The organism is Aeromonas veronii (genome assembly GCA_041319085.1).
GTDB lineage: Bacteria > Pseudomonadota > Gammaproteobacteria > Enterobacterales > Aeromonadaceae > Aeromonas > Aeromonas veronii_F.
In genome coordinates this window covers 438183-450821 of sequence record CP101033.1, presented here as the reverse complement: position 1 = coordinate 450821, position 12639 = coordinate 438183, and the positions used below count along the sequence as shown (strand labels likewise).

At 61.5% G+C, this 12639-nt stretch carries 9 protein-coding genes and 1 pseudogene; 3 read left to right on the top strand and 7 right to left on the bottom strand.

What is annotated here, in order from left to right; translation table 11 throughout:
• The first annotated feature begins 47 nt into the window (after positions 1 to 47).
• A complete protein-coding gene (locus NMD14_02205; GenBank protein ID XEI33302.1) occupies positions 48 to 971 on the top strand; it encodes a pyridoxal-phosphate dependent enzyme in 924 nt (307 codons plus the stop codon).
• Positions 972 to 1030: 59 nt separating this feature from the next.
• On the opposite strand, the gene csrD is transcribed toward NMD14_02205, so the two are convergent.
• Complete coding sequence (gene csrD, locus NMD14_02200; GenBank protein ID XEI33301.1) at positions 1031 to 2959, bottom strand: RNase E specificity factor CsrD; 1929 nt, start codon at positions 2957 to 2959, stop codon at positions 1031 to 1033.
• A 504-nt stretch (positions 2960 to 3463) separates the two neighbouring features.
• Here csrD and NMD14_02195 point away from each other — a divergent pair.
• Both NMD14_02195 and NMD14_02190 read left to right on the top strand, forming a co-directional pair.
• The gene (locus tag NMD14_02195) at positions 3464 to 4990 is read left to right on the top strand and encodes an EAL domain-containing protein (GenBank protein XEI33300.1); all 1527 of its coding nucleotides are present in this window, start codon (positions 3464 to 3466) and stop codon (positions 4988 to 4990) included.
• Between the two features lie 297 nt (positions 4991 to 5287).
• Positions 5288 to 5472, top strand: a pseudogene (locus tag NMD14_02190) (calcium:proton antiporter).
• A gap of 145 nt (positions 5473 to 5617) precedes the next feature.
• Here the strand turns inward: NMD14_02190 and hutH are convergent.
• From hutH to can, 6 genes are all read right to left on the bottom strand, one after another.
• A complete protein-coding gene (hutH, locus tag NMD14_02185; GenBank protein ID XEI33299.1) occupies positions 5618 to 7150 on the bottom strand; it encodes a histidine ammonia-lyase in 1533 nt (510 codons plus the stop codon).
• Between the two features lie 4 nt (positions 7151 to 7154).
• Entirely contained in the window at positions 7155 to 8864 is a 1710-nt protein-coding gene (locus NMD14_02180; GenBank protein XEI33298.1) for a urocanate hydratase, read from the bottom strand.
• 53 nt (positions 8865 to 8917) lie between these two features.
• The gene (gene hutG, locus NMD14_02175) at positions 8918 to 9880 is read right to left on the bottom strand and encodes a formimidoylglutamase (protein XEI33297.1); all 963 of its coding nucleotides are present in this window, start codon (positions 9878 to 9880) and stop codon (positions 8918 to 8920) included.
• Positions 9873 to 11108 carry an imidazolonepropionase gene (gene hutI / locus NMD14_02170; GenBank protein ID XEI33296.1) on the bottom strand — a complete coding sequence of 412 codons (1236 nt, stop codon included), beginning with the start codon at positions 11106 to 11108 and terminating at the stop codon, positions 9873 to 9875. Before hutI ends, hutG begins: the two co-directional genes overlap by 8 nt.
• 154 nt (positions 11109 to 11262) lie before the next feature.
• A complete protein-coding gene (gene hutC, locus NMD14_02165; GenBank protein XEI34698.1) occupies positions 11263 to 11967 on the bottom strand; it encodes a histidine utilization repressor in 705 nt (234 codons plus the stop codon).
• Positions 11968 to 11978: 11 nt separating this feature from the next.
• Positions 11979 to 12638, bottom strand: coding sequence for a carbonate dehydratase (gene can / locus NMD14_02160; protein XEI33295.1), 660 nt, complete (start codon positions 12636 to 12638; stop codon positions 11979 to 11981).
• Between the last annotated feature and the right edge of the window lies 1 nt (position 12639).

Below are 12639 nucleotides of genomic sequence, written 5' to 3'. Positions count from 1 at the left end.
TTAACATAAACAGCAGATTAGCCTCCATATAAAAGACGGACTCACCATTGCAAGCCAGCCTTTTCGCCGCGTCAGAGGGTCAAGCCACCCTCCCTTCCCCCCTGCAACGACTCCACCATCCGTTGCTGACCCGCTATGGCGTTGAGCTCTGGTGCAAGCGGGATGACCTGATCCATCCGGCCATCTCCGGCAACAAATGGCGCAAGCTCAAGTACCACCTGCTGCATGCCAGAGAGCACGGCAAACGGCATCTGCTCTCGTTCGGCGGTGCCTACTCCAACCATATCCATGCACTGGCTGCCGCCGGATACCAGACTGGTCTGCGCACTACCGGTATCATACGGGGCGAAGCCGATGCCGTCAGCAATACCACCCTGAGGGATGCCAGACACTGGGGCATGGATCTCGTTTTCGTCGATCGCCAGCGTTACCGGCGACGGCAGGATCCCGACTGGCTGGCCCAATTCGATGCGCCCGATACCCTGATCGTGCCGGAAGGGGGTAGCAGCCCGCTGGCCATCCCCGGCGTGGCGGAACTGGTCGGCGAAGTGCCCTTCTCACCGGATCTCTGGGTATTGCCCTGCGCCAGCGGTGGCACCCTGGCGGGCCTGATCGCCGGCAAACGGGATCGGGAGCAGATCCTCGCCATTGCGGTGCTGAAAGGAGGCGGCTTTATCGCTGACGAGGTGCGTCGTCTTCATCCCGCGGCCATCAACACGCACGGCTGGCGGATCGCGCTCGATCACCACGACGGTGGCTACGCCAAATTCAGCCCGGCGCTCTGGCAGTGGGTAGCGGATTTCAGCGCCGACACCGGCCTGCCGCTGGAGCCCATCTACAGCGGCAAGGCTATGTGGGGGCTATTTCGCGAGCTGGCGGCGGGCCGCATCGCCCCCGGCAGCCAGATCGTCTTTATCCACACCGGCGGCATGCAGGGGTTGGCCGGGCTGCGGGAGCAGGGTCGGCTGTGAGCCCTGACGGTAACCGTAAATGTGAGAGGGTCGCCCCAAGGCGACCCTCTCTGTTGACCTCAATCGCCAACCGGTGCCAGCTCCAGCCGCTGGGGCTCGGCAAACCAGGGCCCCTGCCCGGCATGCACCCCGAGGTGGCGCAGCATCTTCCACTCATCGCCGCTCTCCACTCCCACCGCCAGCACCCGGGTGCGGGTATTGGCGCAGCCCCCCACCAGACTGCGCACCGCCATCTGGTTGACCTGACGGGCGTGGATCTCCCGTACCAGACTGGGGTGCAGCTTGAGGAAATTGATCTCGAACTCCTTGATGTACTGGGTACTCACCACATCCTGACCGGCATGATCGATGGCCAGCTGGCAGCCCAGCATCCGCAGGGAGCGCAGCGGTCGCTTGAGCGCCTCGAAGTGGCGGGTCACCTGAGATTCGGAGAGTTGCAGGATCAGCCGCTCGTTGGTGCTGCGCGGCAGCTGGAACAGGGCGAAGAAGAGCCAGCGCTGGAACTCGCGGTTGAGCAGGTTCTGGGCACTGAGGGTTAAACTGATGGGGCAGCTCTGCTCGGATCGCTGGCGCAGCAGGGCAAGGGTCTGCTCCGCCACCAGCCGATCCAGTTGCAACAACAAGCCCACCTTCTCCGCCATCGGCATGAAGATCCCCGCCTGCAAGGCCCGTCCCTGTTCATCGTGAAGGTAGGTGAGCAGCTCCTGCTGCAACACCACCTGTCCCCGATCCTGCTGGATCGGTTGGGTGTAAAAATCGATGCTGTGCTCTTCGAGCCGGCGACTGATCAGGGTGCGCCAGCGTACCGTACCCTTGCTGCTCTGCTCCTCATCCAGCTGCTTCTCGTAGAGGAACCAACCGTTATGGCCCTGCAGACGGGCGCTCTTGAGGGCCAGCTCCGCCTCCTCCTGCACCTTGAGCAGGCTGTCTTCTGCCTGATAGCAGACGGCGCCTAGATAGACCGCCGTCTCGGGGTTGACCTCCTGCGGCCAATGCAGCCGTTGCAGGCTCTTGAGCAACTGACTGGCGCCATCCACCATCTCACTCTCTGACATATTAGGCAGCAGCACCGCAAAGACCTGGCCGGCGTAGCGGGCCTGCAGAGCGCCGTTATGTTTGCGCACGAAGGCACCGATGGTGGCGCTCGCCTCCATCAGCAAATCGTGTCCCTGCAGCTCGAACTGATCGGCCTCCAGCTCTTCCAGACAGGCGAGATCGATCAGCAGCACGCCGCCGCTCATCACGCTTGCCTCCATGATGGCGCTCTCCAGCCGGTTGTCGAAAAACAGCCGGTTGCCGATGCCGGTCATCTTGTCGACGAAGGCGTTGCTGCGAATGAAGTTGTCGAAACGGCTACGCTCCTTGCGGGCATCGGCCAGCTCGGCGAGCAGGTGATCGAGGGCCTGACTGGCGGCCACCGGCCACTCTTCGGCAGTGTCATGACTCAGCTTGGAGAGTTTGTCATCGAGGATCAGCTGGGCGCGAATGCCCAGCAGCTCAGCCCCGCGCAACTGCTGGCGCAGCCAGCGGATGGAGTACCAGAGGCCGAACACTACGATAAAGACGCCGAACGAAATACCGGACATCGCCTTGATGGAGTATTCCGCCTCTTTGAAGGGACGCTCCAGTTTGAAGTTGGCCTGCATGCCGGCCTGATGGGGCAAAGGGTGGCTATATGGCAGCAGCAGCTGTTCGTCGACCGGATTGCGCACATCGCGGAACCAGTAGACCCGCTGGTTATTCTGGCGCACCTCCAGCTCCACCACATGGGACGCCCGCAGCAAGGTGGGCAGCCAGTGGCTCATATCCTCCATGTCGTGGGCGACATCGAGCTGCTTGTCGATCACTTCGACCAGCGCATCGACCTTCTTTTGCTGCAACTCCATGCCCAGCTCGCGAAAGCTGAACACCCCGCCAATCAGCACGGTTGCCATGGCGGCAATCACGCATAGGGTGATAAATGAGACAAGCTGTGTTGTGAGTTTCATGCGCCTTTCCGTATGCCCAGCATCATCCATGTCGCCTCATGGTAGCAGCGGCGATCGGGCCACAGCTATGGATGAAGATCCCGCTTCTGCAATTTAAGCGGGCAAGCATAACCCAAAGCAGCGCGAGAATACCAAGGATGACGGGCAACGGACGCGGGAAAGGGCGGGATGACAGACAGAAAAATGGTCCCTCAAAGGGGACCAAAAGGAACACTCATATCAAAACTAACACTCTGTGCTACTGACAAAAAACAGATACAGGAGTATTGAACACACGGTGAGTCAAACCGCAGAGCTACTCTAATGCAGTTCGGATAAGCTGAGCAATTGTCACTTATGACAGGTTAGCGATTGAATCTCGCCAAAGTTAATAATAAAAACATTTAAAATCATGTGGTTAAAAAATCAATCAACAAGTGTGACGAGTCTGACTCAAATTGATTGCACTAATGCTCTATGATGGCTTAGCCCATTTGTGTCTCATGAAACTGGCAGGTACTTGCTTTGCGTAAATCACCCGTCTGGCTCTCTCTGTTGCTGTTCGTCCTGCCTATCGTGGGCAGCCAGTTTCTCGGCCTGTGGTTTGCCAAACCGATGGCATTACACCTGCTGGAAGAGAAGGTCGCTGAGCTCAAGGATGCCATGGCAGAACGCCACCGGGAGCTGGATGCCGCCATCAGCCAGCAACTGGCACAATTTGAGTTCACCTGTGGCGCCAAGGACATGCTGCTGCTGCGCGATCCGCGTTTTTATAGCAATCATATCCGCCTGCAGGGGCTGGAACTCGCCCCCGGTGACAGCTGCTCTAGCCTGGGCATGGGGATCCCGCTACTCAAGGACCTCCAAGACAGCGGGCAGAAATTCGGTAAACTCGGAATCACTGCTACTGTGGCCCAATTCAATACCGAGCAGGAGCTGGTGGTCTATTACCAATCCGGCGGCAACCGCGCCTACTGGGTGCTGGATAACAGCTGGAGCCACAACCTGCTGCAACACTCCTGTTCCAACTGCTTCTATCTGGAGTTCAGCCGGCAGGACTCCGATGTAACCACAGTCCACTTTCCCCGTGGCGACAAAGCCATCAAACAGGAAGAGAACAATCGCAGCCTGAGTTTCTACGATCCGAATGAACTCACCAGACAGACGGTCTGGGCGGGCAACGCGCTGGAGCAATATGCCCATGACCAGCTCAATCACTACGGTCTCTGGTTCGGTATCGTGCTCGGCACCCTGTTAAGCATCACCTACTGGCTGCTGCGCAGCTACCGGCGCTCCCTCAAGGGGCTGCTGCAGACAGGGTTGATACGCAGGGAATTTATTCCCCTCTACCAGCCGATAGTGGATGCCCGTACCCACCAAGTGGTGGGATTCGAGGCGCTGCTGCGCTGGCAGCGGGGCAACGAGCTGATCCCCCCGGGCACCTTTATCGAGTATGCAGAGGAACAGGGACTGATCCTGCCGATGACCGAACAGTTGCTGGAGCAAGTGATCGGCGACCTGCCACTGCTGGCACCGGAGCAATGGGTCAGCGTCAATCTGGTGGCGGCCCATATCGAGCAACCTATGCTGCGCACCCTGCTCGCTCACAGCAACAACCCCTCACCGGCCCGGCTCACCTTCGAGCTGACCGAGCGCAAGCCGATCCTCGACATCAAGGCCGCCACCGAGGAGATCACCCTGCTGCAACAGATGGGTTATCACTTCAAGCTGGATGATTTCGGTACCGGCTACGGCGGCTTTGCCTACCTGCAGAGCCTGGGGATCCGCCAGATCAAGATCGACAAGATGTTCGTCGATACCATCGGTACCAACGACCTCAAGCGCAGCGTGCTGGATGCCATCATCGTCTTTGGTCGGGAGTCGGGCATGGAGATGATCGCCGAAGGGGTCGAGAGTCAGCTGCAAGTCGACTATCTGAGCCAGCACGGCGTCTATCTGATCCAGGGCTACTTCTTCGGCAAGCCCATGTCGCTGAAGATGCTGCCCCGCTGGCAACAGGAGTGGCAGCAGCAATACCAGAAGACCAGCTAGCGCAGATATTGCAGGAGCTGGCCGCGAAACGGCTTGGTAAGCAGCTCGGCATTATCAGGCTGATGAAATCGGCCCAGCCTGCTCAATGCCTTATTTACATTCGACAACAAAATGATCTGCCCCGAGCGGGATAACAACCCTTATCATAAGCAGCCGGTTATCGCGCAACCGAGCACGGTGCAGCCTGTTTATCTCATCCGGTCGTTGAGACCCCCCAACAGAGAACCTGTGCCTATAAAAACAGTTATCCTGCCAGAGATTGCCCTGCCCGTCGGCCTGCTGACCCTGCTCTTTTTCTTTATCGGTTCTATGCTGGGTCAGGAGTTGCCCTCGGCCTCGACCCTGCCGATATGGTGCTGCTGGTCACGACCTTGATGGTCGGTAAAGTGACCTTGAGCAGCGGCCGTACCAATGTGCTCCATGGTGCGACCCCTCTGGTGTTGTTCGTGGTCTATCTGTTCCTGATGTTCGAGCATGAATAACCGCGTTCAACCAACGTCAGCAACGCAAAGACCGCCCGATGGGGCGGTCTTTTATTATCTGCTCCCGGATCTCACCGGCGACAGTGAAGCGGCTTCCCTCTCATCCCCTACCCTTCTCCCGCCTGGGGAGAAGGGGGACCAAGGCTTACAGGCTGGGCAGCACCCCGGCCGGGATCAGATCGTTGTAACTGGCACGCCCCAGCAGGGCGGCGGCAGCTTCGATATCCGGCGCGAAGTACCTGTCCTTGTCGTAGAAGCTCACCTCTGCCCGCAGGCGTCCCTTGGCCTGCTCGATCAGCTCGGTAGTGCGCAGGGGCGCACGGAAGTCCAGACCCTGTGCTGCCGCCAGCAGTTCCACCGCCAGAATGCCGCGGGTGTTCTCCGCCATGTCCGCCAATCGACGCCCGGCGAAGGTGGCCATGGAGACGTGATCCTCCTGATTGGCGGAAGTGGGCAGACTATCCACCGAGGCGGGATGAGCCAGCGTCTTGTTCTCGGAGGCGAGCGCCGCCGAGGTGACCTGTGCGATCATGAAGCCCGAATTCACCCCGCCGTTGTTGACCAGAAACGCCGGCAGACCGGACATGCGCGAGTCGATCAGCAGCGCCATCCGCCGCTCGGAGAGCGAGCCGATTTCGGCGATGGCCAGCGCCAGATTGTCGGCGGCAAAGGCGACCGGCTCGGCGTGGAAGTTGCCACCGGAGAGGATCTCCTCATCATCGGCAAACACCAGCGGGTTGTCGGAGACCGCGTTGGCTTCGCACACCAACACCTCGGCGGCCTGACGGATCTGGGTCAGGCAAGCCCCCATCACCTGCGGCTGGCAGCGCAATGAGTAGGGATCCTGCACCTTCTCGCAGTTGTGATGGGACATGCCGATCTCGCTGCCATCCACCAGCAGGTGGCGATAGCAGGCGGCCGCATCAATCTGGCCACGCTGACCGCGCACCGCGTGGATGCGGGCATCGAACGGACGGCGGCTGCCAAGGGCGGCCTCCACGCTCATGGCACCGATGGTGATGGCACCGGCAAACAGATCCTCGGCGTGGAACAGCCCTTCCAGCGCAAAGGCGGTGCTGGCCTGGGTGCCGTTGAGCAGCGCCAATCCTTCTTTGGGCCACAGCGCGATAGGCTCGAGCCCGGCAATTTTCAGCGCAGTAGCTGCGTCGATCAGCTCGCCCTTGTGGCGAGCCTTGCCTTCACCTATCAGCAGGCAGCTCATATGGGCCAGGGGCGCCAGATCGCCGGAGGCACCGACAGATCCCTTCTTCGGTACTACCGGATAGACTTCGGCGTTGATGAGCCGCATCAGCGCCTCCAACACCGTCAAGCGGATGCCGGAGAAGCCGCGCGCCAGCGAGTTGAGCTTGAGCACCATCATCAGCCGCACGGTGGCGTCATCCATATAGGTGCCGATGCCCGCAGCGTGGGAGAGCACGATGGATCGCTGCAGCTCGTCAAGCTGCTCCACCGGAATACGGGTGTTGGCCAACAGGCCAAAGCCGGTGTTGATGCCGTACACCACCCGGTTCTGCTCGATCACCTTGGTGACTACGGCAGCGGAAGCGTGGATCCCCGGCAGCGCGGCCGGATCCAGTGAAATATGTACCGGCTCGCGGCTGACGCGGCGCAGGGTGGCAAGATCCAGCTCGCCCGGAGTAATAGTCAATTCAAACATGGTGTTACACCTTTCCTTTGACACCGTTGGCGCCGTCAATCATCGGCAGATCCAGTTTCGCCTCGTGGGCGCAGTTGATGGCAATCTCGTAGCCAGCATCGGCGTGACGCATCACGCCAGTGGCCGGATCGTTGCGAAGTACCCGACCGACGCGGCGGGCCGCATCATCAGAGCCGTCACAGACGATCACCACGCCAGAGTGCTGGGAGAAGCCCATGCCGACCCCGCCGCCGTGGTGCAGGGAGACCCAGGTCGCGCCGCCGGCGGTGTTGAGCAGGGCGTTGAGCAGCGGCCAGTCGGAGACGGCATCGGAGCCATCCATCATCGACTCGGTCTCGCGGTTCGGGCTCGCCACCGAACCGGAATCCAGATGGTCGCGGCCAATCACGATGGGCGCTTTCAGCTCACCGTTTTTCACCATCTCGTTGAAGGCCAGACCGAGCCGTACCCGATCCTTGACCCCGACCCAGCAGATCCGAGCCGGCAGCCCCTGAAACGCGATGCGCTCGCGGGCCATGTCGAGCCAGTTGTGCAGGTGAGGATCGTCGGGGATCAGCTCTTTCACCTTCTGATCGGTCTTGTAGATATCTTCCGGATCGCCGGAGAGTGCTACCCAGCGGAACGGGCCAATTCCCTCGCAGAACAGCGGGCGAATGTAGGCCGGGACGAAGCCGGGGAAGTCGAAGGCGTTTTTCACCCCCTCCTCCAGCGCCATCTGACGGATGTTGTTGCCGTAATCCAGGGTGGCGGCGCCACGGGCTTGCAGGGTCAGCATCGCCTCCACCTGACGGGCCATGGAGCGGCGGGCGGCCAGATTCACCTCCTGCGGGGCGCTTTGTTGCAGCTCGCGCCACTGGGTCACGCTCCACCCCTGCGGCAGGTAGCCGTGCACCGGGTCGTGGGCGGAGGTCTGGTCGGTGACCACGTCCGGGGTGATGCCACGGGCCACTAGCTCGGCGAACACATCGGCGGCGTTGCCGAGCAGGCCGACTGAGATGGCGGTGCCGCTCTGCTTGGCCTCTTCGATCATGGCCAGCGCCTCATCCAGGCTGTGGGCCTTCTTGTCCACATAGCGGGTCTTGAGGCGAAAATCGATGCGGGTCTCGTCGCACTCGACGGCGATCATCGAGAAGCCGGCCATGGTGGCGGCCAGCGGCTGGGCACCCCCCATGCCACCGAGCCCACCGGTGAGGATCCAGCGGCCCGCAGGCGAGCCGTTGAAGTGCTGGTTGGCCACCGCGAAGAAGGTTTCGTAGGTGCCCTGCACTATCCCCTGGGTGCCAATGTAGATCCAGGAGCCCGCCGTCATCTGGCCGTACATCATCAGGCCCTTCTTATCGAGCTCGTTGAAGTGCTCCCAGTTGGCCCAGTGGGGCACCAGATTGGAGTTGGCGATCAGCACTCGCGGTGCATCCTTGTGGGTCTGGAACACCCCGACCGGCTTGCCGGATTGCACCAGCAGGGTCTCGTCTTCCTCGAGCCGGGTCAGCACCTCGACGATCTTGTCGAAGCAGGCCCAGTTGCGGGCGGCACGGCCAATCCCGCCATAGACCACCAGCGACTGGGGATGCTCAGCCACCTCGGGATCCAGGTTGTTCATCAGCATCCGCAGCGGCGCCTCGGTGAGCCAGCTCTTGGCGGTCAGCTCGGTACCGCGCGGGGCACGGATCACGCGGTTAGGATCATGACGGGGATCCTGCTGTTGCACAGACATACACACTCCTTGTTGTATCAATAGGGTGCCTTTGGCGACGTGCGGCCAAAGGGTTAACGGATCAACAGATGAACCAGCCGCGCGGCCACGCGGGCACTGCGGTTGTCCTGATCCAGCATCGGGTTGTACTCGGCCAGATCGGCAAGCCTGAGCTTGTCGCTGGCCCGGATATGGGCGATCAGCGGTTCGATGACCGCCAGCTCCACGCCGCGGGCGGCGGGCGCGCTTACCCCCGGCATCACGGCCGCCGGCAGCACGTCGAGATCGATGGTGAGATAGAGGTGATCGCAGTGGGCGATAAAGGCGTCCAGCCCGCTTAGCAAGGCGGGCAACTCGGTCTGAGTCATCGCCTCGTCCAGCACATGCCAGACTCCCAGCGCCTTGGCACGGGCAAACAGGGCTTGGGTATTGGCGGTCTCGGCCACCCCGAGGCAGGCGTAGTGAAATGGCGTACCCTGAGCGGCACACTGCTCGGCGATCTGGAAGAAGGGGGTGCCGGAGCTCGCCAGTTCCAGCTTCATCCGCAGGTCGAAGTGGGCATCGAAATTGATAATCCCGACCCGCCCCTGACCCGCCAGATGCAGGTTAAGGCCGCTCCAGCTGCCGAAGGCCACCTCGTGGCCGCCCCCCAGCACCAGCGGGAAGTGGCCCAGAGCGAGCGCCGCGGCGACCCGCTCGGCCAGACGGCCGTGGGCGGCGTCGAGATCGCCATCGGGGCAGCTCACATCCCCGCCATCGTAGACGGGGCGATTCAGGTGCCAGGCGGTGTTGGCCAGCAGCTTGCGCACCGCTTGCGGCGCACCGGCGGCGCCGACACGCCCCTTGTTGCGGCGTACCCCTTCATCACAGGCAAAACCTAGCAATACCACCCCGGCAGCCTCTTGTGCCCCGGCGGCCCAGGGCTGCTCCTCTTGCCAAGGCAGAACTTTGTCGTGCCAGCGCAGTGCCAGTTCACCATCTTCCGGATCCTGCCGTCCCTGCCAAAGCGACATGTCGACTGGGTTGAACTTATCCATGGAGCGTCTCCTCGCCGTTGAAGATGCGGCCTGCCAGCTGATCAACGCCGACCATGTAGCTAATTTCAGCGGGATGGGCGCAGTGCCAGATCAGGAAATCGGCCGCCATCCCCACCCTGAGCTGGCCAAGGTGCGCCTGCTCGCCAAGCGCTTTGGCGGCGTGGCGGGTCACCCCAACCATCGCCTCCAGCGGCGTCAGGCCAAACAGGGTGCAGGCCATGTTCATTGCCATCCGCAGCGAGACGATGGGCGCCGTACCCGGGTTGATGTCGGAGGAGACAGCCATCGCCACCCCCGCCTTGCGCAGGGCTGCAACTGGGGGCAACTTGGTCTCTTTGAGGAAGTAGAAGGCAGTGGGTAGCAGGGTGGCGACCACGCCACGGTGGGCCAGCGCCAGGATCCCTTCCGGATCCAGATACTCCAGATGATCCACCGAGAGGGCGCCAAAGTGGGCGGCGAGGGTGCTGCCACCGAGATTGGATAGCTGATCCATGTGCCCCTTCACCGGCAGGCCGTACTGATCCGCCGCCAGATAGACCTGCTCGGTCTGGGCCAGCGAAAAACCGATATGCTCGCAGAAAACGTCCACCGCATCGGCCAGCCCTGCTTTGGCGGCGGCCGGGATGATCTCCTGACAGATGGTCTCGACCCAGCTGTCGGGATCATCGCGATACTCCGGCGGCACCGCATGGGCCGCCAACAGAGTGGTTTTGACCCGGATCGGCAACGCCTCTCCCAGTCGGCGGGCCACCCGCAGCATCTTGAGCTCGTCCGCCAGCGTCAGGCCATAGCCAGACTTGATCTCCACCGTGGTGACCCCTTCGCGGATCAGGGATTTCACCCTTGGCAGCGCCAGCTCAAACAGCTGATCCTCGCTGGCGGCGCGGGTGGCGCGCACCGTGCTGATAATGCCACCGCCCCGACGGGCGATCTCGGTATAGGGCACTCCCTGCTGACGCAGCTCGAACTCCTCGGCGCGACTGCCGGCGAAGATGAGATGGGTGTGGCAATCGATAAGGCCGGGGGTGACCAGCTTGCCCTGCATATCCTGCCAGTGGGCGGGATGCGGCCCCTTCAGCTCAGCCATCGGCACCAGCGCATGGATCTTGCCGTTCTTCACGCCGATAGCGTGGAGCGGCAACAGGCCGTAGTCGGCCAGCTCATCATTCAGGGTGGCGGGTGTCACGTTGAGCCAGACCCGCTCGCAGTTCAACAGTTCCTTGTTCATAGCGACCTCAAATGTATATACATATCCTTATAATCGATCCATCCGGCGAAAGAAAGAGCAGGATTCACATCCTGATAACAGCATCACGCTTAGAGTTTAAGCACAAAAAAGCCCACCAAGAGGTGGGCTTTGCAAAACCGAATTGTATATACATTTATTCCAAGTGAGTCTTGGAGCTGAGCTTGTAGCGAGAACCGGGAGAGAGCAAACGGGCGTAGGAGACCAGATGCCCCTCCGACCAGGTACGCCGGTGCAACAACAGGCAGGGGGAATCTACGCGGATCTGCAACAATCCTGCCTCACCGGCGCTGGGCAGCACGGCTTCCACCACGTGCTCCATCTCGGAGAGAGGGCAGACATCCATCAGATAGCGGTTGGGAGTTTGCAGGGTGAAATCCTGCTCGCCATAGCCCGGCAGGCGCCCGGCATCGACGAAGCGCTCCTCCAACTGCAACGGCTCCCCATCGGCCTGATGGACGATCAGGCTGTGAAAGATGGGGGCACCGACCCGCAGCCCCAGCTGTACCGCCACCTTCTCGTCGGCGGCCAGTCGCTGCAGCCGGATCACCCGGGCACTGTATTCGCTGCCCCGCTCGGCAATCTCGTCGGCAATATTGCGAATAGCCAGCAGCGGCGACTCGGTACGCCGGTCCGCCACGAAGCTGCCGGAACCGGCGGTACGCACCAGCCACCCTTCCGCCACCAGTTCCCGCAGCGCCCGATTGACCGTCATCCGGCTCACAGTGAACTGCTCACACAGTGCCGCTTCGGTCGGGATCCTGTCCCCCGCCTGATAGTGGCGTTCGCGGATCCCGTCCAGAATGTGCTGTTTGATCTGCAGATAGAGAGCTGGCGCCACCATGAAGCTCCCTAGCGCCGACGGTGGGGCGGACGCATGTCCGGCCAGGCGCGATAGACGTCAGGGATCTGATCCGGCCCGCTGATGCAGAGATCGAGATCGTGCAGCAAGCCATCCTTGATCCCGTAGATCCAGCCATGCACCGCCAGCTCCTGCCCCTTGCGCCAGGCATTCTGGATGATGGTGGTGTGGCAGACGTTGGCAACCTGCTCGGCCACGTTCAGCTCGCACAGGTAGTCGAAGCGCTCGTGCTCATCTTCGATGGCATCCAGCTGTTCGCGATACTTGAAGTAGACATCCTTGATGTTGCGCAGCCAGTTGTCGATGAGCCCCAGCTCCTGGTTCTGCATCGCCGCCTTGACGCCACCGCAGCCATAGTGGCCACAGATGATGATGTGCTTCACCTTGAGCACCTCAACCGCGTATTGCAGCACCGAGAGGCAGTTGAAATCGGTGTGCACCACCAGGTTGGCGACGTTGCGGTGGACGAAGACATCCCCCGGCAGCAAGCCCATCAGCTGGTTGGCGGGGACCCGGCTGTCGGAACAACCGATCCAGAGGTATTCGGGGGCCTGCTGGGCAGAAAGGGTGGCAAAGAAGGCAGGATCTTCGGCCTTGATCCGTTCGGCCCACTCACGATTGTTGGTAAACAGGTCGTTCAACAGTTTCACT